The 23,634-nt window shown below is 58.5% G+C and carries 20 protein-coding genes; 17 read left to right on the top strand and 3 right to left on the bottom strand.

Annotation, left to right across the window (positions count from 1 at the left end; translation table 11 throughout):
• Positions 1-76 precede the first annotated feature (76 nt).
• The 16 genes from dnaE (at position 77) to lpxB (ending at position 18,049) form a co-directional block, all read left to right on the top strand.
• Positions 77-3,505: a DNA polymerase III subunit alpha gene (gene dnaE / locus AB8880_07360; GenBank protein ID XDZ64746.1), complete on the top strand. Its 3,429-nt coding sequence runs from the start codon at positions 77-79 to the stop codon at positions 3,503-3,505.
• Between the two features lie 236 nt (positions 3,506-3,741).
• Positions 3,742-4,596: a 30S ribosomal protein S2 gene (gene rpsB / locus AB8880_07355; GenBank protein ID XDZ64745.1), complete on the top strand. Its 855-nt coding sequence runs from the start codon at positions 3,742-3,744 to the stop codon at positions 4,594-4,596.
• Positions 4,597-4,675: 79 nt separating this feature from the next.
• Positions 4,676-5,596 carry a translation elongation factor Ts gene (tsf, locus tag AB8880_07350; GenBank protein ID XDZ64744.1) on the top strand — a complete coding sequence of 307 codons (921 nt, stop codon included), beginning with the start codon at positions 4,676-4,678 and terminating at the stop codon, positions 5,594-5,596.
• A 180-nt stretch (positions 5,597-5,776) separates the two neighbouring features.
• On the top strand, positions 5,777-6,448 hold the full coding sequence (gene pyrH, locus AB8880_07345) for a UMP kinase (GenBank protein ID XDZ67043.1): 672 nt from the start codon (positions 5,777-5,779) through the stop codon (positions 6,446-6,448).
• A gap of 18 nt (positions 6,449-6,466) precedes the next feature.
• Entirely contained in the window at positions 6,467-7,021 is a 555-nt protein-coding gene (gene frr / locus AB8880_07340; GenBank protein ID XDZ64743.1) for a ribosome recycling factor, read from the top strand.
• An 11-nt stretch (positions 7,022-7,032) separates the two neighbouring features.
• A complete protein-coding gene (gene uppS, locus AB8880_07335) occupies positions 7,033-7,785 on the top strand; it encodes a polyprenyl diphosphate synthase (GenBank protein XDZ64742.1) in 753 nt (250 codons plus the stop codon).
• 4 nt (positions 7,786-7,789) lie between these two features.
• Positions 7,790-8,587 carry a phosphatidate cytidylyltransferase gene (locus AB8880_07330; GenBank protein XDZ64741.1) on the top strand — a complete coding sequence of 266 codons (798 nt, stop codon included), beginning with the start codon at positions 7,790-7,792 and terminating at the stop codon, positions 8,585-8,587.
• Entirely contained in the window at positions 8,580-9,752 is a 1,173-nt protein-coding gene (dxr, locus tag AB8880_07325; GenBank protein XDZ64740.1) for a 1-deoxy-D-xylulose-5-phosphate reductoisomerase, read from the top strand. The genes AB8880_07330 and dxr overlap by 8 nt, the downstream gene beginning before the upstream one ends.
• 17 nt (positions 9,753-9,769) lie before the next feature.
• The gene (gene rseP / locus AB8880_07320; protein ID XDZ64739.1) at positions 9,770-10,849 is read left to right on the top strand and encodes an RIP metalloprotease RseP; all 1,080 of its coding nucleotides are present in this window, start codon (positions 9,770-9,772) and stop codon (positions 10,847-10,849) included.
• 61 nt (positions 10,850-10,910) lie between these two features.
• Positions 10,911-13,181: an outer membrane protein assembly factor BamA gene (gene bamA / locus AB8880_07315; GenBank protein XDZ64738.1), complete on the top strand. Its 2,271-nt coding sequence runs from the start codon at positions 10,911-10,913 to the stop codon at positions 13,179-13,181.
• Position 13,182: 1 nt separating this feature from the next.
• Positions 13,183-13,767 carry an OmpH family outer membrane protein gene (locus AB8880_07310; GenBank protein XDZ64737.1) on the top strand — a complete coding sequence of 195 codons (585 nt, stop codon included), beginning with the start codon at positions 13,183-13,185 and terminating at the stop codon, positions 13,765-13,767.
• Positions 13,764-14,819: a UDP-3-O-(3-hydroxymyristoyl)glucosamine N-acyltransferase gene (lpxD, locus tag AB8880_07305; GenBank protein ID XDZ64736.1), complete on the top strand. Its 1,056-nt coding sequence runs from the start codon at positions 13,764-13,766 to the stop codon at positions 14,817-14,819. Before AB8880_07310 ends, lpxD begins: the two co-directional genes overlap by 4 nt.
• Before the next feature lie 3 nt (positions 14,820-14,822).
• Positions 14,823-15,281: a 3-hydroxyacyl-ACP dehydratase FabZ gene (gene fabZ, locus AB8880_07300; protein XDZ64735.1), complete on the top strand. Its 459-nt coding sequence runs from the start codon at positions 14,823-14,825 to the stop codon at positions 15,279-15,281.
• Position 15,282: 1 nt separating this feature from the next.
• Positions 15,283-16,071, top strand: a complete 789-nt coding sequence (gene lpxA / locus AB8880_07295) for an acyl-ACP--UDP-N-acetylglucosamine O-acyltransferase (GenBank protein ID XDZ64734.1) — start codon at positions 15,283-15,285, stop codon at positions 16,069-16,071.
• Positions 16,072-16,076: 5 nt separating this feature from the next.
• Positions 16,077-16,898, top strand: a complete 822-nt coding sequence (locus tag AB8880_07290) for an LpxI family protein (GenBank protein XDZ64733.1) — start codon at positions 16,077-16,079, stop codon at positions 16,896-16,898.
• Complete coding sequence (gene lpxB / locus AB8880_07285) at positions 16,895-18,049, top strand: lipid-A-disaccharide synthase (GenBank protein ID XDZ64732.1); 1,155 nt, start codon at positions 16,895-16,897, stop codon at positions 18,047-18,049. The genes AB8880_07290 and lpxB overlap by 4 nt, the downstream gene beginning before the upstream one ends.
• Here the strand turns inward: lpxB and gltA are convergent, their stop codons facing one another.
• Together gltA and gltX are read right to left on the bottom strand one after the other, a co-directional pair.
• Positions 18,050-19,360 (bottom strand): citrate synthase, encoded by a 1,311-nt coding sequence (gene gltA, locus AB8880_07280; protein ID XDZ64731.1) that lies wholly within the window; start codon positions 19,358-19,360, stop codon positions 18,050-18,052. It abuts the gene before it with no gap.
• A gap of 51 nt (positions 19,361-19,411) precedes the next feature.
• Positions 19,412-20,800, bottom strand: coding sequence for a glutamate--tRNA ligase (gene gltX, locus AB8880_07275; GenBank protein XDZ64730.1), 1,389 nt, complete (start codon positions 20,798-20,800; stop codon positions 19,412-19,414).
• Between the two features lie 166 nt (positions 20,801-20,966).
• Between gltX and AB8880_07270 the strand changes: the two genes are divergently transcribed.
• Complete coding sequence (locus tag AB8880_07270; GenBank protein XDZ64729.1) at positions 20,967-22,871, top strand: ComEC/Rec2 family competence protein; 1,905 nt, start codon at positions 20,967-20,969, stop codon at positions 22,869-22,871.
• On the opposite strand, the gene lexA is transcribed toward AB8880_07270, so the two are convergent.
• Positions 22,855-23,520 carry a transcriptional repressor LexA gene (gene lexA, locus AB8880_07265; GenBank protein ID XDZ64728.1) on the bottom strand — a complete coding sequence of 222 codons (666 nt, stop codon included), beginning with the start codon at positions 23,518-23,520 and terminating at the stop codon, positions 22,855-22,857. The two genes, AB8880_07270 and lexA, sit on opposite strands and share 17 nt — an antisense overlap.
• Positions 23,521-23,634 lie beyond the last annotated feature (114 nt).

Below are 23,634 nucleotides of genomic sequence, written 5' to 3'. Positions count from 1 at the left end.
CAGCATAATCAACAGGATTTCAAGCGTCAGGCAACGCGGTCTTGCCAGCATGCACCGGTGATGGCCATTATGGGGCATGTCCGAGTCACCACTCTTTATCCATCTTCGCACCCATTCCGCCTATTCGCTGGCCGAAGGCATGTTTCAGGTCGGTGATCTGGTCAAGGCTGTCCGCAACCTGGGTCAGCCTGCCGTTGCCATCACCGATACGTTCAACACTTTCGGGGCGCTGGAGTTTTCGGATCTCGCCGCCGATGCCGGGATCCAGCCGATTATAGGCGCCCAGGTCAATCTCGCCGATGACACCGGCGAGGGGGAGGTGGTGGTGCTGGTTCAGCATGACACCGGCTGGGCCAATCTCAGCTATCTTGTCTCCCGGGCCCTGATGGAGGACCCGAACGAGCCCCGAATTGATCTCGGCACGTTGACGGGGCGAAGCGACGGGCTGATCCTGCTCACCGGCGGGGCCCAGCGTGGTTTTGTTGCGGGCGCGCTCGCCGATGGCCAGCTGCCGCTCGCCCGGGCACGTCTCGATGCGCTTGCCCGTCTTTTCCCGAACCGTCTCTATATTGAGCTTCAGCGCCACGGCACGTCGCGTGAAACCGCGGCCGAGCCTCGTCTTCTCGATCTTGCCTATGAGCTTGATCTGCCGCTTGTGGCCACCAATGACTGTTATTTCGCCACCGCCGGTGCTGCCGCCGCCCATGAAGTGCTCCTCTGCATCTCCCAGAGCACGACGCTTGCCGATGACAGCCGCCGCCGCGAAACCGACATGCATTATCTCAAGAGCGCAGGTGAAATGGCGCTGGCTTTTGCGGATCTGCCCGAGGCCATTGCCAATACGGCGGTGATTGCAAGGCGATGTGCGTTTCGGGTCCCGAAGATGGCGCCGATCCTGCCGGCCTTTCCGGTGCCCGAAGGCATGAGTGAAGAAGATTTCCTGCGGGAGCAGGCCCGTTCGGGGCTGGAGCAGCGGTTTGACCTGCCTGCCTTTGCCGATATCCGGGATGACGCCGGGCAGAAAAAGATCTACGCCGACCGGCTGGAAATGGAGCTTGATATCATCATCCAGATGGGTTTTGCCGGATATTTTCTCATCGTTGCCGATTTTATCGGCTGGGCCAAGGAGCAGGGGATTCCCGTCGGCCCGGGGCGGGGTTCCGGCGCCGGCTCGCTGGTGGCCTATGCTCTCCTGATCACCGATCTCGACCCGATACGATGGGGATTGCTCTTTGAGCGGTTTCTCAACCCCGAGCGTGTTTCCATGCCGGATTTCGACGTTGATTTCTGCCAGGATCGCCGCGATGAAGTCATCAACTATGTGCAGCAGAAATACGGCACCGACCGGGTGGCGCAGATCATCACCTTCGGATCTCTTCAGGCCCGCGCCGCCTTGCGGGATGTGGGGCGGACAATGGGCATGCCCTATGGCCAGGTGGACCGGATCGCCAAACTCGTCCCCAGCAATCCGGCTGATCCGGTGACCCTCGACAAGGCGCTCGAAACCGAGGAAGATCTGCGCCGTGAACGTGACAATGATGAGCAGGTGGCCGAACTGATCCGGGTTTCCTGCCAGCTTGAAGGTCTTTATCGCCATGCCTCGACCCATGCCGCCGGGCTGGTGATCGGGGATCGCCCGCTCTCGGAACTGGTGCCGCTTTATCGTGATCCGCGATCGGATATGCCGGTGACCCAGTTCAACATGAAATGGGTGGAAAAGGCCGGGCTGGTGAAATTTGACTTCCTCGGCCTGAAGACGCTGACCGTCCTGCAGCAGACGCTGAACCTGCTGGCCCGGCGCGGAATTGCCATGACCCTTGATGATATTCCGCTTGAGGATCAGGCGACGTTTGAGATGCTTTCAAGAGGGGATACCGTCGGCGTGTTCCAGCTGGAATCAAGCGGTATGCGGGATGTCTTGCGCGGGCTCAAGCCGGACCGTTTTGAAGATATCATCGCCGTGGTGGCGCTCTATCGCCCGGGGCCGATGGAAAATATCCCCAAATACGTGGCGCGCAAACACGGCCGTGAGGAGGTGCAGTACATGCATCCGGGGCTTGAGCCCATTCTCGGCGAAACCTACGGTATCATGATCTATCAGGAACAGGTGCAGCAGGCGGCCCAGCACCTTGCCGGCTATACGCTTGGCGGCGCCGATATTCTCCGCCGCGCCATGGGGAAGAAAATCAAGGCGGAAATGGATGCCCAGCGCGACACATTTGTCGCCGGTGCGGCGAAAAACGACATCGACGCCCGGCTTTCCGGTGAGATTTTTGACCAGATCAGCGCCTTTGCCGGCTACGGGTTCAACAAATCCCATGCCGCCGCCTATGCGCTGATTGCCTGGCAGACGGCCTGGTTCAAGGCGCATTACCCGGCCGAGTTTCTGGCCGCGTCAATGACGCTGGATGCGGGCAATACCGACAAGCTTTCGGTTTTCCGGCAGGATTGCCAGACAAGGGGAATCACGATCCTGCCGCCGGATGTCAATGCCTCCGAAGCCCGGTTCCTCGTTGAGGAGCATGAGGGCGGGCTTGGCATCCGCTACGCGCTTGGCGCCATAAGAAACGTCGGCATGGAAGCGATGAGGCAGCTGGTTGCGCTCCGCCATGAAGACGGCCCCTTTACCAGTCTCGATGATTTCGCCGCCCGTCTTGCCGGTATCATGGGCAGCCGGGCGCTTGAAAATCTCATCAAGGCGGGAGCGCTTGACCGCCTGGCCGGCAACAGGGCGCAGCTCCTGGCCGGGTTGCCGGCGATCCTCGCCCATGGCTCGGCGATCCGGCGGGAAAGGGAATCGGCGCAGGAAAACCTTTTTGGTGGCACCGTCGATGCCCGGCTCAGCATCGCCCTGCCGAAGGTGCCGGAGGCAGGCAGCAAGATCAGGCTTGAAAATGAATTTGCCGCCCTTGGGCTTTATATCTCGGCCCATCCCCTTGATGATTACGCTGAGCGTCTCGCCGCCATGGATATCACCCCGTCCGCCCTGCTTGAGGAGGTGGTGCAGCAACGCGGCAGCGGTTGCCGGGTGCGGCTGGCCGGGGTGATCACCGGCAAGCAGATACGCACCTCCTCCCGTGGCAATCGATTTGCCTTCCTGCAGCTCACCGATCAGTCCGGTGTCTTCGAGGTCACGGTTTTTTCCGATCTTCTGGCCCTGATCCGTGATCATCTGGACAGCGAGGTGCCGATGCTGGTCAAGGCGGATGCCCGTCTTGAGGAAGGCGGCGTCCGCCTCATCGGCCAGCAGATCACGCCGCTTGATGATATCGCCTTCATTGAGAGCGCAGGTCTTGAGGTCCGCGTCGCCAACGCCGCCGCGCTGGAAGGGATCAGGGATGGGTTGAAACGCGACGGCACCGGGACGGCACAGCTCAAACTGGCCATCCTTGCAGATCAAAGCGATGTCGTGATTAATCTTCCCGGAAGATTTCGCCTCTCCAGCGAGTTCAGGCAGATGCTGAAGATCTTGCCCGGTATCACGTCGGTTCGGGAATTGTCCTGACCGGCCGGGGCAGGTGCCGTCTAGGCCGTCTTTTTTCCCGGAAAACTCAAGATAAGGGCTTGCTTTCCGGAGATGCGGCAGGTAAAAGACCGCATACCCGGGAGGTTCCCGGGAATTCACACATGAAGGACGGTGCTGTCGGCAAATTCCGATAGGCGAGTAGCAAGGCACCTTCCGGTGGAGCGAAACGCTCCCATCCCTTCATGGAGGCTCAACCGGAGAAAAGGAGTATCCTCATGCCTCTTCCAAGTTTTACCATGCGCCAGCTGCTTGAAGCAGGTGTTCATTTCGGTCACCATACCCGTCGCTGGAATCCGAAAATGGAGCCGTATATTTTCGGCACAAGGAACAACATTCACATTCTCGATCTTCAGCAGACCGTCCCGATGCTCTATCAGGCGCTGGATATTGTCAGCCAGACCGCCGCGCGCGGTGGCCGGATTCTTTTTGTCGGCACCAAGCCTGCGGCGTCGGAAACAATCGCCCAGGCGGCGCGTTCCTGCGGTCAGTATTTCGTTAATCACCGCTGGCTTGGCGGGATGATGACGAACTGGAACACGGTGTCCCAGTCCATTCGCCGCCTGCGTGATCTCGAACACCGCCTTGGCAGCGATGAAGTCCATGCCCTGACCAAGAAAGAAGCTCTCCAGCTGTCCCGTGAACAGGAAAAACTGGAAAAGACTCTTGGCGGGATCAAGGAAATGGGTGGTCTTCCCGATCTGCTCTTCATCATCGATACCAACAAGGAAGCGATTGCCGTTGCCGAAGCCAACACCCTTGGCATTCCGGTCGTCGCCATCGTTGACAGCAACGCCAATCCCGACGGCGTTGATTTCCTGGTGCCGGGCAATGACGATGCCTTGCGGGCCATCTCGCTCTATTGCGATCTTGTTGCCGGCGCCGTTCTTGACGGCCTCAAGGCAGAAATGATCCGCGAAGGCGTGGACATCGGCGCCGAGGAAGCACCAGTCGAAGACGCTGTTGCCGCTGATTCCGCCGAAGCACCTGCCGAAGAGCCGGTGGAAGCAGCGCCAGCCGCCGAAGCACCTGCCGCGGAAGCCCCGGCCGAAGACGCCCAGCCGCAGGCCTGATCTTCAATTCCCGGCCCCGGCCGGGAATTGGTTTCCTGACTGAAAAAGAAGAAAACTACCAACCCTTAAGGATAGAGTTATGACAATTACCGCATCACTGGTGAAAGACCTGAGAACTGCGACAGGCGCGGGGATGATGGATTGCAAGAAGGCCCTGACGGAGACAAATGGCGATCTGGATGCCGCCATTGACTGGCTGCGCAAGAAGGGTCTTTCGGCCGCGGCCAAGAAAGCCAGCCGTGTTGCCAGCGAAGGCCTGGTCGGGGTATCGAGCACCGGCACGGTCGGCACCTTGATCGAGGTCAATTCCGAAACCGACTTCGTTGCCCGCAACGAGGATTTCCAGGGTTTTGTGAAAACCCTTGCCGGGCTTGCCGCCTCGGCCAATGATATTGATGAACTTGCGGCCATGGATTACCCCTCGACGGGGCGCAATGTCGGCGACGAGCTCACCGACAAGATCGCGACGATCGGGGAGAATATGGCCCTCCGACGGATGGTCAAGCTTAGCGTGGGTGAAGGTGCGGTCGTGACCTATGTGCATAACGCCGTCACCGATGGTCTTGGCAAGATCGGGGTTCTTGTTGCGCTTGAATCCTCGGCTTCTGCTGATGCGCTGAGCGCCCTTGGCAAGCAGCTGGCCATGCATGTTGCCGCCGCCGCTCCCGCCAGCCTCAGCGCCGATGATCTTGATCCGGAAATGGTGGCGCGTGAACGCCAGATCCTCGTTGACCAGGCGATCCAGTCCGGCAAGCCTGCCGATATCGCCGAGAAGATGGTCGAAGGCCGCATGAAGAAATTCATGAAAGAGGTAGTGCTGCTGGAACAGACCTTCGTCATCGACGGGGAAACCGAAGTCAGCAAGGTGATCGAAAATGCCGCAAAGGAAGCTGGCGCACCGATTACCATGACCGGTTTTGCCCGCTTCAACCTCGGTGAGGGGATCGAAAAGGAAGAAAGTGATTTTGCCGCTGAAGTTGCCGCGCAGCTTGGCAACTAGCCTCGATCACTGAAAATTTTTCAGCATACACGGGAATCTTCGTGTATGCTGGCAGCAATTGAACAAGCTGGAGTGCCGATCATGGGAACAGAAGGATCTGAAACCGTAGCATCGCGTAAATCTGCTTCCAGTGATTTCCATTATCAACGTGTCTTGCTCAAGATTTCCGGTGAATCCCTGATGGGAAAACTGCCCTACGGGATTGATCCGGAAATGGTTGCCCGCATCGCAGGTGAAGTCAAAAGCGTGACCGAGCAGGGGATCGAAGTCTGCCTGGTGATTGGCGGCGGGAATATTTTCCGTGGTATTTCCGGTGCCGCTTCCGGCATGGAACGTGCCACCGGCGATTACATGGGCATGCTGGCAACGGTGATGAACGCGCTGGCCATGCAGAATGCCCTTGAAGATATCGATGTCTATACTCGTGTTCTCTCGGCCCTGCCGATCTCGGCTGTATGCGAGCCCTATATCCGCCGCCGGGCAAAGCGCCATATGGAAAAGGGGCGGGTGGTGATTTTTGCCGCCGGGACAGGCAATCCCTTCTTCACCACCGACACCGCCGCGGCGCTCAGGGCAACGGAAATGAATTGCGACGCAATCCTGAAGGGAACCCGTGTTGACGGGGTATATTCCGCTGATCCGGAAAAGGATCCTGCGGCCGAACGCTACGATCGCCTGACTTTTCTTGACGTCTTGTCGCGCGACCTTGCGGTGATGGATGCGTCGGCGATTTCGCTGGCCCGGGAAAACGATATCCCTATCCTCGTTTTTTCCATCGAAACCCATGGCGGGTTTGAAAACGTGTTGAAGCACCAGGGCAGGTTCACGGTGATTACGAATGAGACCGCATAAAGCATAAAGGAGACCCACATGACCTTTGATCTTTCTGATACAGGCCGGCGCATGGATGGTGCTGTTGCGGCATTGGAACATGATTTTCAGGGCCTGCGCACCGGTCGTGCCTCGATTGCGATGCTTGATCCGGTCAATGTCGATGCCTATGGCTCGAAAATGCCGATCAACCAGTTGGGGAACATCTCTGCCCCCGAGCCCCGGATGCTCACCGTGCAGGTATGGGATCAGGGCATGGTTTCGGCGGTGGAAAAAGCCATCCGGGAAAGTGATCTCGGGCTTAACCCGCAGACCGAAGGCAACCTTATTCGCCTGCCTATTCCCGACCTTTCGGCCGAACGCCGGGTGGAACTTGCCAAAGTTGCGGGCAAATACGCCGAACAGGCACGGATCGCCATCCGAAATGTTCGCCGCGATGCGATTGAGGATGTGCGCAAACTCGAAAAGGATGGCGAGTTCGGCGAAGATGAGCGCCACGGGCTTGAAGGCAAGATCCAGAAACTGACCGATGATGCCGTCGCCCGGGTTGACAACATGCTTGCCAGCAAGGAAAAAGACATCAAGACTGTGTGAGGATTAGGGTATTGCACGAAGGTTCAGGCATCCCGCAGCATATCGCTGTTATCATGGACGGAAACCGCCGCTGGGCGCGGATGCGCTCCATGCCGGCGGCGTTTGGACATGACAATGGCTCCTCGGTGATTGAGGGCATTGCCCGCCATGCCTACGATGCAGGCGTTGAATGGCTTACCCTTTTTGCCTTTTCAACGGAAAACTGGCGCCGCTCACCCATTGAGGTCCGGGGCATCATGTCGGTTCTGGAAAGGTATCTTAAAACAAAAATTCACACCCTGATGCAGAACAATATCCGCCTTCGGGTTATCGGCGATTTGAGCCTGTTTCCGGTGAGCATCACGCAAATGCTTGAAAATGCGGTTCTTGAGACCGGCGGCAATGACGGACTTAATCTCACCGTGGCCCTTGGATATGGCGGTCATGCCGATATCACCATGGCGGCCCGGCGGCTGGCTGAACTGGCCCGGGATGGTAAGATTGATCCCGCGATGATCGACGCGGATATGCTGAAGGGGCATCTCGATACAAAGGATCTGCCGCCGGTGGATCTCCTTATCCGGACGGGGCATGAACAGCGGGTGTCCAATTTCCTGCTCTGGGATCTCGCTTACGCGGAATTTGCCTTCACCGATACGCTATGGCCTGATTTCACCCCGGATCATCTTTCCGCGATCCTTGCGGATTATGCCCGCCGCTGCCGCCGATTCGGTGGTGATGATGCCGATGAGACGCCGCCGCCGGCAAAGGCCATGTCGAGTTAGACTGATGGCAGATGAAAGCCCCGGGCGTGCGGCAAAATCCGATCTTGGACGTCGATTTGTAACCGCGGTTTTTCTGCTTCCCGTCATTGCCGTCATCTATCATGGCGGCGCGATTGCCCTTGCGCTTGTCATCGGATTTGGCCTGATCATGGCCGCCGAAGCCGTGCAGGTAACAGGAAGAGGGCTGGCGACACTATCTGGCCTTGTTCAGATTATCCTCTGCCTTGCGCCTGCCGCTGCCTTCATCTGGTCGGGCAGTCACGCCTCCGCGCTTCTGTTTCTTGCCGGGGCGGGCCTTTTCAGTCTCGCCACCAGCCGGTCTCTTCCGTTCATGCTGGTTGCAGGCGGGATCGCGGCGTCTATCTTCGCGCTGACGGGTATTATCCGTCATCCTCTCGGGGGTGACTGGCTTTTGCTGATGATTGCCGTGGTCGTTGCGGCCGACAGCGCTGCCTATTTCATCGGCCGGGCAGTTGGCGGGCCGAAACTTGCCCCGGTTATCAGTCCGTCCAAAACCTGGAGCGGGGCGATCGCCGGTCTTGCGGGGGGGGGATTGGCAGGCGTCGGGATGGGGATGCTGCTGGGGTTTCCGCCGTTGAGCGCAGGGTTGATGGGGCTTGTGATGGCAGATCTTTCAATAGGCGGAGATCTGCTCGAATCCTGGTTCAAGCGTCGCTACAAGGTCAAGGATTCAGGCCGTATCCTTCCCGGCCATGGCGGGCTGCTCGACCGTTTTGACGGCTACCTTCTGGCGGCACCGTTTCTCTATATTGTCCTGGCCGCAGGAGGCCTCAATGGCTGAAGAAAGGCGAACTCTGGCCCTTTTGGGCGCCACCGGATCAATTGGCACAAGCACCCTGAAACTTGTTGATCAGTTTCCTGAACGCTTCCGGATTACCGTGCTCACCGCTGGCAGCGATGTGGCGAAACTCTGCGGCCTTGCCCGGCGATATTTACCGCAACATGTGGCGATAGCCGATCAAGAGGGCTATGCACCTCTTGCCGAAGCGCTTGCCGGCACAGGCATTGAGGTTCATGCCGGCCCGGATGCGGTGGCTGATCTTGCCGCACGTCCTGCGGATGTGACGGTTTCCGCCATTATGGGGCTGGCCGGTCTTGCGCCGACGCTGGCAGCGGTCCGGCGTTCTGGCATTGTTGCTATCGCCAACAAGGAATCGCTGGTAACGGCAGGGTCTCTCCTTTTGGCCGAGGCAGCGCGTTCCGGCGCCACGATCCTGCCTGTCGATTCCGAACATAACGCCGTCTATCAGGCCTGGGTTGATCCTTCGGCCGCCCATGTGGAAAGCATCACCCTGACGGCCTCCGGCGGGCCGTTCTGGGAAAGTGACCTTGATACCATGCGCTCCGCCACCCCGTTTGAGGCCGTGGCCCATCCCAACTGGTCGATGGGGGCGAAGATTTCGGTCGATTCGGCAACCATGATGAACAAGGGGCTTGAGGTGCTGGAAGCCGCCGTGCTTTTCGGCCTGCCCGAAGACCGCGTTCGGGTCTATATCCACCGACATTCGATCATCCACGGCATGGTGACCTATCGCGACGGCTCGCATCTCGCCCAGTTTGGCCCGGCGGATATGCGGGTGCCGATTTCCTATGCCCTGGCCTGGCCGGAACGTCTTGACTGGAACAGCACGCCATTTGATCTTGCAGGCCTGCCCCCGCTTGAATTTGAACATCCCGATAATGATCGTTTTCCCTGTCTTGAAATGGCGCGGGAGGCGTCCCGCCGGGGCGGTCTTTCTCCGGCCGTACTGAATGCCGCCAATGAAGAGGCGGTGTCTTTTTTTCTCAACGGGCAGATCGGTTTTCTTGATATCGCCGAGCTGAATGGTCACATGATGGACACAGTAAACGCCAGGGGCGAGCCTACCATGCAATCAATCCTTGAAATTGACCGGCTAACACGTCAGGCTTCTAGGGATTGGCTGGAACGCCACGGACACAACTAGGATCGGAAAAACGAAAAATGGGTATAGGCTACAGTTTCCTGACCTTCCTCATCGTTCTGACGCCGGTAGTATTTTTTCATGAACTGGGTCATTTCTGGGCGGCACGGCGATCCGGCGTGGTTGTCGAGGTATTTTCTGTGGGCTTCGGGCCCGAAATTTTTGGCTTCACGGACCGGCACGGCACAAGGTGGAAATTTGCAGCCCTTCCCCTTGGTGGATATGTCCGCATGGCAGGGGATATGGATGCCTCGAGCACGCCGTCGCCGGATGCCGACAATATCGAAGGCAGTTTCCAGTCTGCCAGCCTCGGGGCAAAAGCCTTCATTGTCGCCATGGGGCCGATTGCCAATTTCATCCTCGGGATAGTGATCATTGCGATGATGTATATCAGTATCGGCAAGGTGACCATCCCCAATGTGATCGGTGAAATTCAGCCCGGCGGGGCCGCCGAACAGGCTGGCCTGATGACCGGTGATGTGGTTACCGAAGTCAACGGCTACAGGGTCAGGGATTTCAAGGAATTGAGAGCTTTTGTCTTTGAAAGTCCCGGCAAGCCGATAGAGATGCTGGTGGAACGCCGGGGCACGAAAATGCTCCTCACGGTTATTCCTGAGATTGTGGAAGATCGCTGCCTGATGACCGATTACGGCCGGCTCGGCGTTGTATCCTCGGGGGGTGAGCTCAAGATATACGGGCCGGGCGAAGCGCTGGTTCTGGCGACATATGACAGTTTCAATATGGCCTTTACCATGCTTCGGGGTATAGGCCGGCTTGTCAGCGGCAACGCCAACAAGGGGGAATTGGGCGGGCCGGTCAAGATTGCGGAGATTTCAGGTCACGCGGCGAGCAGGGGCTTTGCCAGTCTTGCCCTGTTCACGGCGGTGATTTCGATCAATCTCGGTCTGGTCAATCTCTTGCCGGTACCGGCGCTGGATGGTGGCCATCTCATGTTCTTCGGTATCCAGAAACTCATGGGCAGGCCGATGGATCAGCGCATGCAGGAGATGATCATGCGCGCCGGAATGGCGTTTCTCATCACCATGATCATCGTGGTGACATTTTTCGATATTCTTGGGAATATCGGCTCGGAATGTTAAAGGCCTTTAATGCACCCTTGAACATCGGTATAGTGTTCCCGAACGCGGATGGGGATCTGTTATGAAGAAACTGGCTTTTCTTTTTGTCATCATGGCTGTTATCGGATGGACCGGTCTTTCTTCGGAGACGTATGCCCAGAACAATCCGGCGCCTGTAGCAAAGATCAATGTTGAGGGGGCCCAGCGGATTGATCCTGAAACCGTGCTCGCCTACGCTGCTGTCCGCGTCGGGGAAAGCCTTTCAGACAGAGAGCTGAATTCCATTCTCAGCCGGCTTTACGACACCGAACTTTTCAATGATGTCATGATTGATTTTTCAGAAGGTATCCTGACCATCACGGTGGATGAAAACCCGATCATCAATCGCATCTCCCTTGAGGGCAATGACGTGCTCAAGGACGAACAATTGCTTGAGATCATCAATATCAAGCCCCGCCGCGTCTACACCGATAAACTCGCACTCGATACCAAGAACACGCTGATGGAGGTATATAGGCAGTCCGGCCGCTATGCCGCGATCATCAACCCCAAGATCATCGAGTTGCCGGATAAACGCGTCGATCTGGTCTTTGAGATTGACGAAGGGCCGCTCATCAAGATCAAGGCGATCAAGTTCATCGGCAATGAACGTTTCAGCGACCGGGCACTCAAAAGCGTGATCCAGTCGCGTGAGACCAAATGGTATATCTTTTTCACCGCCAACGACAAATATGATCCCGGGCGTCTCCGGCTCGACACCCAGAATCTCCGCCAGTTCTACCTGGAAAACGGGTATGCCGAAATTGACATTGTCCGGGCGACAGGGGAATTGCTGCCCGACCGGAGCGGCTTTGTGCTGACCTTCCAGATCAGTGAGGGCGATCAATATGCCGTGGCTGAGGTAGCGATCAACTCGGAGATTGAAGGGCTTGAGGGCTCGGCCCTTGAAGAATACATCACTCTTGAACGTGGGGAGATCTACGATACCCGCGTCATGGAAGAGACATTGGGCGAGATTACCAATGCGCTGGGAACTCTGGGTTACGCTTTTGTCAACGTGGCGCCGCAATTCGATCTCGACAATGAGGCAAAAACGCTGGACGTGATGATCAATATCGCCTCCAGTCAGCGCAATTACGTCGAAGAGATCAGCATCAAGGGGAATGACCGCACGCTAGACAGCGTCATCCGGCGTGAGTTCGAACTGGTTGAAGGCGACAGTTTCAATCAGCTGAAACTGACGCAATCGGAGAGGAACGTCCGCAACCTTGGATATTTCTCGAAAGTGAGCGTCAACGTCCAGCCGGGAAGCAGCGAAGAGCAGTCGATCGTTGAGATGAATGTGGAAGAAACCGCGACCGGAACCTTTGCCATCGGCTTTGGATATTCGACCTTTGATCAGGGATCTCTCTCTCTCGGCATCAACGAGAACAATTTCCTCGGCACAGGCAAGGGCGCACGCGCCAGCCTCAGCGTCTCCGGGAAGAAAACAAACTTTCGCGCCGGCATAACCGAGCCGCATCTGTTTGATCGCAATCTCCTCGGCAGTTTTGACATTTTCAAGGATGAAAGCGAGGTTTCCGACGTCACCACCGAAAAAGGCGGGTTTGATTTCGGCTTCGGCTTTTCGGCGGCAGGCAATTATCGCCATCGCGTTGGCTATCTTCTGGCTGAAACAAAAACACGAACATCATCAACCACCAGCGCTTCGACCAGTGGGGATGAAGGCACGCTACTTGTCTCCGAAGTCTCCTACACCATCTCCAAGGATACCCGGGACAACCGCATCGACCCCCGGAAAGGATATCTTCTCAGGGCAACGCAGAGTCTCGCCGGTCTTGGCGGTGATGTGACCTATGCCAGCACCGTTCTCCGCGGCCAGTATCTCAAGCCTCTTCTTTTCGGCACCTATGTGATCGGCGTGGATGGGGAAACCGGCTTTATTGACGGGCTTGGCGAGAAAGTTACGCGGTCCAACCGCTTCCAGATCGGTGGCCGCAAGCTTCGCGGTTTCGGCGGCTCCGGGATCGGGCCTCGTGACACCGGCGATGATACGGCGGTGGGCGGCAACAACTATTACATCGCCAGCCTGAACCTGACCTCCGATGCCGGGTTTGACAAGGATCTTGGCCTCCGCTGGACGGTCTTTACGGATATCGGCAGCCTCTGGGGGACGGATTATCCGGCAAATGTCCGCGGGGCGAATGACAGCAGCATGCGCAGCTCGCTGGGCTACGGCCTCCTCTGGGATACCGCCATCGGCCCGATGTCGTTTATCTGGGCCTTCCCGCTTGAAAAGAAAAGCTACGACAAGACCAAGGTCTTCCAGTTCAGCTTCGGTGGACGGTTCTAGGGTGAAGGTGATCAAGGCATATCGAGGTCTGGCACTTGTTCTGGGGATGCTGTGCGTTGCCCTGTCTTCGGCGGCATCCGCCCAGGTTGACCCGCAGCAGGCCCCGTCCGGCATCGCCGTTGTCGACATGAAGCAGGTATTGCAGCAGTCCGATGCCATGGTCAGGATCAGGGCCGTGCTGGATGAGCAGAATGCGCTCTTTCAGGCACAGGTCTCGAAAGAAGAGCTCGAATTACGTGAAGCGGAAAAGAAGCTCAACGAAGATCGCGAGAATTTGAGTGAAGCGGAATTCAACACACGACTTTCCGAATTTGAACAACGGGTGGTCCGGATACAGCAATCCATCCAGATCCAGAAGGACAGTTTTGAAAGATCCATCGTCGAAGCCCAGGAAAAACTGGAACAGGAACTGATCAAGATCATTTCCGAAATCGCCCAGGAGCGCGGGCTTGCCGTTGTCCTCCAGCGGCAGGTTGCGGTGATCTACGATACCAGTCTTGATATTTCCGATTCAGCGCTGGCCCGGCTCAATGAGCGGACAAAAAACCTCGTCATCACCCGCACAACCCCCAAGGTACCGCAATGACCGGGAGCACATCACCGCAACTCGATCCCATCAGCGTTGCCGCCGCCGTCGATCTTGTCCGGGGTGAGCTGATCCACGGCTCGGCGGAGGCGATGATTGACGGCATCGCCGCGGCAGCAGAAGCCGGGGCAGGCGATATCTGCTTCCTTGCCCGTGAAAGCCTGATTGAACATATCTCCGATACACAGCTGATCTGCCTTACCCTGCCTGATCTTGCGCATCGACTGCCGCCCCGGGTCATCACCATTGCCGTGCCGGACCCGAAATCATCCCTTGGGCTGGTCATGCGTGCGATGATCCCCGAAGAAGCCCTTGCCCCCGGTATTCATCCTTCGGCCGTCGTGGCAGATACCGCGCATATAGGCGAGGGGGCCTGCATCAGTGCCCATGCGGTGATCGACGCTGGCGTCACCCTCGGCGAAGGCACGGTGATCGGGGCCGGGGTGCATATCGGCCGGGGTTGCGTGATCGGTGCGCATACCGCCATCGATTCAAACACCACCATCATGGATGCCAGGATTGGCGCGCATTGCCATATCGGCCCCAATACGGTCATCGGCTTTACCGGGTTCGGGATCACCAGGCAGGAAGGAAATGTTGTCATTCCCCATATCGGCCGGGTCATGATCGGCGATCGCTGCCATATCGGCGCCTCGGTGACGATTGACCGGGGCTTCATCGAAGATACGGTGCTCGGGGATAATGTCATGGTGGATAACCAGACACATATCGCGCATAACGTTGAAATCGGCGACGGCACGATCATCTGCGGGCAGACAGGTCTTGCCGGCGGAGTCCGGATCGGGCGCAACAACGTGATCGGCGCCCAGGCCGGCATGGCGGATCATGTCCGTATCGGCGACGGCAATATGCTGGCCGGACGCACCGGCATCACAAGGGATTTTGGCAGCGGGCAGGTGCTGGGCGGGTTTCCGGCTGTTCCGGCGGCTGAATTTCGCCGTCAGGTGGCGGCGCTGCGGCGGCTGGCCCGGGGCAAGGCCGGCCCCCGTGATGGCAGCAAGACAGGCAATGATTCAAGCAAAGGAGATTAGGGCATGGCTGACACATCAATCGTACTTGATCACCCCGACATACTGGAGTTGATCCCGCATCGTCACCCCTTTCTTTTGATCGACCGGGTGGATGAAATCGTCCCCCATGAAAAGGCAAGGGGGATCAAGGCCATCACCAGTACAGAGCCGCATCTGGCCGGGCATTTCCCGGGCCATCCCATCATGCCGGGGGTGCTGATTGTCGAGGCCATGGCCCAGACAGCCGGGGTGCTCATCGCCTATAGCAACAAAGACGACACCCAGGGCAAGCATGTCTATTTCACCACCCTCGACAAGGTCAAGTTCAGGTCACCGGCCCGCCCGGGCGACACCCTTTATCTCGAGGTGACGAATACCGCCAGCAAGGGGATGCTCTTCAAGTTCGAAGGCAAGGCTACCATCGACGGGCGTGCCGTGGCCAGCGCCGAGTTTTCCGCCATGATTGTTGAGCCGGGGCGCTGAGATGAGCCGGATTCACCCCACCGCGCTCATTGCCGAGGGCGCTGATATCGCCGATGATGTCGTCATCGGCCCATATTGTCTGGTCGGCGAGCATGTTACCATCGGCGCCGGGTGCCATCTGCACAGCCATGTCGTCCTTGACGGCCATACCAGCATCGGCAAAGGCAATGAGATCTATCCATTTGCCGTTCTTGGCAAGGCGCCCCAGCATACCCTCTATAAAGGTGAGCCGAGCGTGCTTGAGATCGGCAACAACAACGTGATCCGGGAGAATGTCACCATGCATCCGGGGACGGCGCTCGACAACATGGTGACCCGGATCGGCGATAACAATCTCTTCTTTGTCGGCTGCCACATTGCCCATGATTGCGTGCTCGGCAACAATATCATCATCACCAATGATGCGATGCTCGGCGGCCATGTGCATATCGATGACTACGCCTATATAGGGGGCAACAGCGCGATCAAGCAATATGTCCGCATCGGCAAGCATGCCATGATTTCCGGGATGACCGGCGTCACCGCCGATGTGATCCCCTACGGTTCGGTTTTCGGCCCCCGGGCGGTACTGACCGGGCTTAATCTGATCGGCCTGAAACGTCGTGGATACAGCAAGGATCAGGTTACGCTGATCCGCCGTGCCTACCGGCTTCTTTTCGCCCAGGAAGGCACGTTCAACGAGCGGATCGACGAAGTCGATCGTCTTTACGGCGATGATGCGGAAGTCAACGCGATCCTCACGTTCATCAGGGAAGGCGGCGATAAACCGCTCTGCCATCCGGAACGGTAGACGGAATGACCGTTGCAGCGCCAACTCTGGGGATAATTGCAGCGGCCGGGACCTTGCCGAAACTGGTGGCGGAAGCGGCTCTGGCCCGGGGGCAGGAGGTGTTTGTGATAGCCCTCCGCGGTGTGGCGGATGCCGATTATAGCGCTTTTCGCCACGAGGAAATACGCGTCGGCGCGTTTGATACCATCCTCAAGGCCCTGAAGAAAGAAGGCTGCCGGCAGGTGATCATGACGGGCAAATTTGTCCGCCCCGGGCTCGCGTCGGTGATCCCTGATCTGCGGTCTTCCCGGCTGGTGATGAAACTTCTTGCATCAGGGGATAACGCTGCGCTTGAAATGATCAGGGATGAATTTGCCAAAGAAGGCATGGAAGTCATTGATATAAAAACCATTCTTTCCGATGTCATGGCAGGCGAAGGGTTGATCGCGGGCGCCGAGCCCGATGATGCGGCGTTAAACAGCATCCGGACAGGGCAGCAAGTCCTTGCCGCGCTGGGGCCGTTTGATGTCGGGCAGGCGGTGGTGGTTCAGGGCAGCCGCGTTCTTGCCATTGAGGCCGCCGAAGGCACGGATGCCATGCTCGATCGATGCGCGGCGCTGGTTGATCCCGATCTTGGCCCTGCTGTTCTCGTCAAGATGCGCAAGCCCGATCAGGATGGCCGGCTGGACCCGCCCGTGATAGGTGCAACAACCCTCATGCGTGCGGCCGATGCTGGGATATCGATCATCGCCGTTGAAAGAGGCGGGGTGCTCATCGCCGAAGAAGATGAGGTCCGCACCATTGCCGCCGCAAGAGGGATGACGATTGCGGGCATCGCGCCGACATGAAGGATGTATCGGTTTTCATACTGGCGGGGGAAAGCTCCGGCGACCAGCTGGGGGCGGCGATCCTCGACGGGGTTGATGCGATTGATCTTCCGGTGCGTGCCTGGGGGATTGGCGGCGCGGCCATGATGGCGAAAGGCTTTGACAGCCTCTATCCCATGGATGAGCTGACCGTCATGGGGCTTGGGGAGGCGGTGAAATCCCTGCCGCGCCTGTCGCGGCTTGCCGACCGTCTTATTGATCTGATCCTTGCTGAACGTCCTGATCTTGTCCTCACCATCGACAATAAGGGCTTTTCTCTTCGCTTTGCCCGCCGGCTCCGCAAAAGAATGGCGGCCTTGGGTTGGTCTGCGCCGGTTGTTCATCTGGTGGCGCCGACGGTCTGGGCCTGGGGGGGGTGGCGTGCGGCCACGGTCGCAAGATCGGTTGATCAGCTTTTATGTCTCTTTCCGTTTGAGATGCCGTATTTTGCCGATCATGGCCTCCGCGTCACTTGCGTCGGGCATCCGGCGGCTGATCGGGTCCTGCCGGATCGCAATTCGGCGCGGGCCGAACTCGGGATTGAATCTCAAACCCCGCTTCTGCTTCTCCTGCCCGGGAGCCGGCAGAAGGAGATTGAGGCGCTTCTTCCTGATATGCTCGCGGCAGGTGAACGCTTGCATGCCGATCTGCCCCGGTGCCAGGTCCTTGTGCCGGCGGCGGCATCGGTCCTTCCGCGGATTGAGGAGATGGCCCGGGGGCATCCGGGTGTTCAGGTCATCCCGGGCAAACAGTTGCCCCTCGCGCTTGCCGCCGCGGATTTCGGGCTCATGTGTTCGGGCACGGTGACGCTTGAAGCTGCCCTTGCCGGGCTTCCCGGTGCCGTCTATTACCGCGGTGATGCGCTCGCCCATCTGCTTCAGCCGCTGTTTGTCCGGCGCGACAGGATCGTCCTTCCCAATGCGATCCTGGGGCAGGACGTCTATCCGCTCTACCTAGGCAGGGAGTTTGACCCGGCGTCGATGGCGGCGGCGGCCCTCAAGGGGCTGGGCGGGGCAGATACAAGGTCTGATGCCGAAATGTTATCCCGCCGCCTGATGTCGGAGATCAAGGCAGGTCCGGAAGGGTTCGGGATTACCGCCGCATTGGCGCTTGCCGCGGCGCTCGGCCGCTGATCATCTTTTGTCGATGGGGATATATTTGCGTTCCGCCGGGCCGGTGTAAAGCTGGCGAGGGCGTCCGATCCGCTGCAGCGGGTCTTCGATCATCTCTTTCCACTGCGAAACCCAGCCAACGGTGCGGGCCACGGCGAAGAGGACGGTGAACATCGAGGTCGGGAAACCCATCGCCTTGAGGATGATTCCGGAATAGAAATCAACATTGGGATAGAGTTTCTTCTCGATGAAATACGTATCCTTGAGGGCGATATCCTCCAGCTCCATGGCAAGGTCGAGCAGCGGCTCATTGGTAATACCGAGCTTGCCCAGAACCTCATGGCAGGAATCCCGCATCACCTTGGCGCGGGGGTCGAAATTCTTGTAGACCCGGTGGCCGAACCCGAAGAGCCGGAAAGGATCATCCTTGTCGCGGGCTTTCTTGATATATTCGGGGATGCGGCTGCGGTCACCGATTTCGGCAAGCATGTTGAGCACCGCCTCATTCGCGCCGCCATGGGCCGGTCCCCAGAGCGCGGCAATGCCGGCGGCGATACAGGCAAAGGGATTGGCCCCGGATGATCCGGCAAGGCGGACGGTTGAGGTTGAAGCGTTCTGCTCATGATCCGCGTGCAGGATCAGGATCTTGTTCATGGCATCAGCCAGCACCGGATCAACCTTGTATGGCTCGGTCGGGACGGCAAAGCACATATGCAGGAAATTTTCGGCGTAATTCAGATCGTTGCGCGGGTAGTTGAACGGCTGGCCAAGGGAATATTTGAACGCCATTGCCGCCAGTGTCGGCATTTTGGCGATCAGCCGGCGGGAAGCAATCATCCGCTGCAACGGATCGTTGATATCGGTTGAATCGTGATAGAAGGCGGAAAGGGCACCTGTAACCCCGCAGAGAATGGCCATGGGATGGGCATCCCGGCGGAATCCGCGGAAGAAGGTCATGATCTGTTCATGCACCATGGTGTGATGCGTGATCGCGTAATCGAATTCTTTCTTCTGTTCGCGTGTCGGTAGCTCACCGCTGAGAAGAAGATACGCAACTTCGAGAAAATCGCTCTTCTCCGCCAGCTCGTCGATCGAATATCCCCCATGCATGAGCTGGCCTTCTTCACCATTGATATAGGTCAGCCCGGATTTGCAGGATCCGGTCATCCCGAATCCAGGGTCAAAGGTGAAGAGCCCGGTGTCAGCGTAGATGCTGCGAATATCCACCACCGATGGCCCGATCGTACCATCCAGCACGGGCAGATCAACCGATGTACCTGTCCGGTTATCGGTAATGGTGACGGTGTTTTTCGCTGATATGTCGGACGTCATGTCAATCCCATGGTGTTGAAGATTACTTGGCAAGCTGGAGATGCGCCTAATCTATACTTCGTTTCCCGATCTTTTGCAAATCGCACGGATACGCTGGCGGAGTTCCTCGGCCCCGAGAACCACGGAAATCAGGATGATATCAGGGGTTTGTTTCATTCCCGTGACAGCCGCGCGCAGCCCGGGGCCGATATCCCTCATTTTCATCTCATTGGCGGCCAGCCAGTCACCAAGCCAGGTTTTGAACCCCTCCATATCCCCCAGATCATCGGGCAGGGCATCGGCCAGCGCGAGAAGTCTGGCAGAGACCTCCCCGGTGAGGAGGGCAGCCGCTTCAGGCTCGAGATCGGGCGCCCCGTTGCGGGTGGCGAACCCTGCCATGGCAGGCAGATCCCCTAGGAGCTGCGCGCGCTCGGCAAAGGCAGGCGCGAGTGCTGAAAGCCTTTGGTAGATATCTGGTTCCGCGTCTTTTCCGTCGAGGATCAGCTCGATCTGCCTTGAAAGAGGCAGGGCCCTGATATAATGGGCGTTGATCGCGGTCAGTTTGTCCATATCGAAGCGGGCGGCGGCGCGGCCGATTTTTCCGAGATCAAACCACGCGATCGCCTGCTCGCGGGAGATGATTTCCTCATCACCATGGCTCCAGCCAAGCCGCAGGAGGTAGTTGCACATCGCCTCGGGCAGAAACCCCATATCCCGGTAGGCGGTAGCGGAAAGCGCCCCATGCCGCTTGGAAAGCTTCGCCCCGTCTGATCCGTGGATCAGCGGAATATGCGCATAGGTCGGCACATCCCACCCCATGGCCTCGATGATTTTAAGCTGCCGGAAGGCGTTGTTGAGGTGGTCATCACCCCGGATAACATGGGTCACCCCCATATCGTGATCATCCACCACCACCGCCAGCATATAGGTGGGGGACCCATCCGCCCGCAGCATCACCAGATCATCAAGGGTGTTGTTGCTGACGGTGACATCGCCCTGCACGGCATCCGCGATGGTGGTCGCGCCGTCAAGCGGCATCCTCAGGCGCACCGTAAAGGGCCTGTCTGGAGCGGTTTCCGGGTCTTTGTCGCGCCAGGGGCTGATAATACGGGTGCCGCTGGCCCGGGCCTCTTCGCGCATGGCGGCAAGTTCATCCTGGGTAAGATAACATCGATAGGCGTGGCCGGCGTCAAGAAGAGCCCGGGCAACCTCGATATGGCGGTCAGCGCGCGCGGACTGGCTGACCGCCTCGCCATCGCCCTCAAGCCCAAGCCAGGCAAGACCCTCATGAATGGCGGCCACGGCATCGCTGGTGGAACGCTCGCGGTCGGTATCCTCGATCCTGAGTTTGTATTCACCGCCGTGATGGCGCGCGTAGAGATAATTGAAAAGTGCCGTTCTGGCACCACCGATATGCAGATACCCCGTTGGCGATGGGGCAAAACGCGTGATCACGCTCATGGAATCTTAACCTTTTTAGGGCATGCTGAATGTCTTCTGGTTTAGCATGAACGGGCATATGGTATCAAAGGCAAATCCATCCGCACAAACTGTGCCGGCGAGCATTTCCTGCGCATTGGGCATGATCCTGGGTATTCTGCTTGCAAAACCTGGGCTGTCTTTCCCCGTGAGTCTTGCCTTGATTCTGATGGGGGCAGGGATTTTCGTGATCATGCTGCGCCCGATATCGCCTCGTGCGGCGGCGTTCATGCCCATCCTGCGTGTCCTGATCTTCGTCTTTCTTGGTGCCGGGATATCGGGCCTGCATGGAGAGAAGGAGAAAATACCTCCCGTCAGTCCGGGGGAGTATCACCTTGAAGGTGAGGTTATCATGGCCGAAGTCCTGCGCGGTGACCGGCAACGCATCCGGTTCAGGCCCTCAGGTCTGATGCCGCCGGATCTGCCCCGGGGTGATCTTCGCCTCATCGTTCCCGCTGATCTGGCAGGCCTGCCCCCCGGCGCGAGGCTGTGGCTCAAGGCGCGGCTTCAACCTCTCTTGCCGAAACTTCTTCCGGGCGGGTTTGATTTCACGGCCCACGCGCGGGCGCAAGGATATGTCGGGACCGGATTTGTTCAGGAAATTGACCGCCGCGAACAAAAAGGGTCAGCGCTTTTCCCGCGCCTCCGGCACGCCTTTCAGGAGCGACTCAACGCCGTGATGGACCCGGCCGAAGCAGGGGTTGCCTCGGCATTGCTGGTGGGGCTTCGCGGCGGGATCAGCCCCGATCTGCGCGAAACCTTCCGGGCGTCGGGCCTGTCGCATCTTCTGGCAATTTCAGGTCTTCACATGGTGCTGTTCTGTGGCGGGGTGCTGGTGGCGGTGCGGGCAGGTCTGGCGCTCATGCCGGTCTGGTCCAGCCGCTTTCCCAGCCTCAAGATCGCCGCGGTCACCGCCCTGCCTTTCGGGGCGATCTATCTGCTGATGGCCGGGGCACCGGTCAGCGCCGTGCGAGCCTTCGGGATGATGGCGATGATGATCTTCGCCCTCCTGATCAATCGCCGCAGCGTCACCCTTCATCATGTCGCCCTTGTGGCCATGCTCATCCTTGCGGTGGATCCGGCAAGCCTCTATGAGCCCGCATTTCAGATGTCGTTTGCGGCGGTGTTCGCGCTGGTGGGCGGGTGGACGCATCTGCATCGCTATTCGATTGGGCGCCCGGAGCCCGGCCTGCTTCGCGTGGTAACGAAGCCGCTCTTCTATATCGGCGGCGTGATGATGGCATCGCTGCTTGCCTCGCTGGCGTCAGCGCCGTTTGTGCTGCATCATTTCGGGGTGACAACAGCCTGGTCTCTTTTGGGGAATATTCTTGGCATGCCGCTGATGGCGTTCATCATCATGCCGGCGGGGGCGGCTGCGCTTCTGCTCGCGCCTCTTGGGCTTGATGCTCTTCCGCTCGAGGTCATGGGCCTCGGCATCCGCGCGCTCGTCCATACAGCTCAATACGCCGAAGGCCTGCCGTATTCACGTCTGTCGGTGACCCCGGCAACCGGGCTTGTTCTTGTTCTCTACACTTTTTCGATGGTTGCTCTCATTGCCGGAACCGTATCAGAACGGCTGGTGGCGTTGCCAGCCCTTGTCTTGACCTTTGTCATCTGGGTCTTCACGCCGGCGCCGGATATCGCCTTTACCTCCATTTACGGGCGGCCCCATGCGATCGTCATGACGGAGGCGAGATCGGCGCTCACCAGCCGCAAATCCATGGGCCGCTTTGCCCAAAGCGTGATGCTGCGTCCCTTCCCCCTGGCCGAAGCGCAATATGCACCGGAAAGTGATCAATCGACCTGCCAGTTCGGCTATTGCCTGATCCCGACAAGCCATGACACGACAACAGCGGTCATCTGGCGTCAGCAGGGTTTTGCCGAAGCCTGCGATGCGGCGGATATTGTTATCTCACATGTGCGGGCAGAAAGGGGCAGCTGTGATCATGCCCGGATCATCGTCACCCCGACGGAGCTTGAGCGCGATGGCGGCATCCTTATCCGGATTGAACAGAACGGGCTGATTGTCCGCAAGGTCAATACCGGCGGATGAGCCCGGCAAGCCGGCCCTGAATACGCACCCGGTCAGGCCCGAAGATCCGGGTTTCATAGGCGGGATTGGCGGCTTCAAGGGCGATGCTTTCACCTTTGCGGCGGAGGCGCTTGAGCGTGGCTTCCTCCTGATCGATCAGCGCGACGACGATATCACCGCTCTGGGCCATGTCCCGGCGTTCGATAATAACCACGTCACCATCGAGAATCCCGGCCTCGATCATGGAATCGCCTTCGACTTCAAGCGCATAGTATTCCCCGTTTCCGTGGATGGAAGAAGGGATGGAGATATGCTCGGTCGGATCACTGATGGCGGCGATCGGGGTGCCCGCGGCGATCTTGCCGAGAAGCGGGATATCCCTGCCCGCATCGGGCCTCTCCTCGGTAACGGGCGGCACCGGCGAAGACGCATGCAACGCGGCAGGTATTGCCGAGCCATCGGGGTATTTCAGCACTTCGATGGCGCGGGCGCGATTGGGCAGGCGGCGGATATAGCCACGTTCCTCCAGCCCGGTGAGAAGACGGTGGATCCCGGATTTGCTCTTGAGATCAAGCAGCTCGCAAAGCTCCTCGAAACTTGGCGGAACATCATGGGTGCTGAAATGCTCGATCAGCACGGTCAGCATGGTCTTCTGCTTCTGGGTCAGCATGGCCCTCTCCCGGTATATCTGCGGTGGCCTGATGGAAAACCCCCTCGATTTTCAAACCTTTCGATTTTCAAAACCCCCTCGATTTTCAAACCGGCTCGATTTTCACATCATGAT

Source organism: Alphaproteobacteria bacterium LSUCC0684, from assembly GCA_041228335.1.
Classification (GTDB): domain Bacteria; phylum Pseudomonadota; class Alphaproteobacteria; order Puniceispirillales; family UBA1172.
This window is presented reverse-complemented; position numbering and strand designations above follow the sequence as displayed.

Excerpts from the sequence above, each read along its gene's own strand:
- dnaE (XDZ64746.1), top strand. The coding sequence starts at position 77 with ATGTCCGAGTCACCACTCTTTATCCATCTTCGCACCCATTCCGCCTAT.
- rpsB (XDZ64745.1), top strand. The coding sequence starts at position 3,742 with ATGCCTCTTCCAAGTTTTACCATGCGCCAGCTGCTTGAAGCAGGTGTT.
- tsf (XDZ64744.1), top strand. The coding sequence starts at position 4,676 with ATGACAATTACCGCATCACTGGTGAAAGACCTGAGAACTGCGACAGGC.
- pyrH (XDZ67043.1), top strand. The coding sequence starts at position 5,777 with ATGGGAAAACTGCCCTACGGGATTGATCCGGAAATGGTTGCCCGCATC.
- frr (XDZ64743.1), top strand. The coding sequence starts at position 6,467 with ATGACCTTTGATCTTTCTGATACAGGCCGGCGCATGGATGGTGCTGTT.
- AB8880_07330 (XDZ64741.1), top strand. The coding sequence starts at position 7,790 with ATGGCAGATGAAAGCCCCGGGCGTGCGGCAAAATCCGATCTTGGACGT.
- dxr (XDZ64740.1), top strand. The coding sequence starts at position 8,580 with ATGGCTGAAGAAAGGCGAACTCTGGCCCTTTTGGGCGCCACCGGATCA.
- rseP (XDZ64739.1), top strand. The coding sequence starts at position 9,770 with ATGGGTATAGGCTACAGTTTCCTGACCTTCCTCATCGTTCTGACGCCG.
- bamA (XDZ64738.1), top strand. The coding sequence starts at position 10,911 with ATGAAGAAACTGGCTTTTCTTTTTGTCATCATGGCTGTTATCGGATGG.
- lpxD (XDZ64736.1), top strand. The coding sequence starts at position 13,764 with ATGACCGGGAGCACATCACCGCAACTCGATCCCATCAGCGTTGCCGCC.
- fabZ (XDZ64735.1), top strand. The coding sequence starts at position 14,823 with ATGGCTGACACATCAATCGTACTTGATCACCCCGACATACTGGAGTTG.
- lpxA (XDZ64734.1), top strand. The coding sequence starts at position 15,283 with ATGAGCCGGATTCACCCCACCGCGCTCATTGCCGAGGGCGCTGATATC.
- AB8880_07290 (XDZ64733.1), top strand. The coding sequence starts at position 16,077 with ATGACCGTTGCAGCGCCAACTCTGGGGATAATTGCAGCGGCCGGGACC.
- lpxB (XDZ64732.1), top strand. The coding sequence starts at position 16,895 with ATGAAGGATGTATCGGTTTTCATACTGGCGGGGGAAAGCTCCGGCGAC.
- gltA (XDZ64731.1), bottom strand. The coding sequence starts at position 19,360 with ATGACGTCCGACATATCAGCGAAAAACACCGTCACCATTACCGATAAC.
- gltX (XDZ64730.1), bottom strand. The coding sequence starts at position 20,800 with ATGAGCGTGATCACGCGTTTTGCCCCATCGCCAACGGGGTATCTGCAT.
- lexA (XDZ64728.1), bottom strand. The coding sequence starts at position 23,520 with ATGCTGACCCAGAAGCAGAAGACCATGCTGACCGTGCTGATCGAGCAT.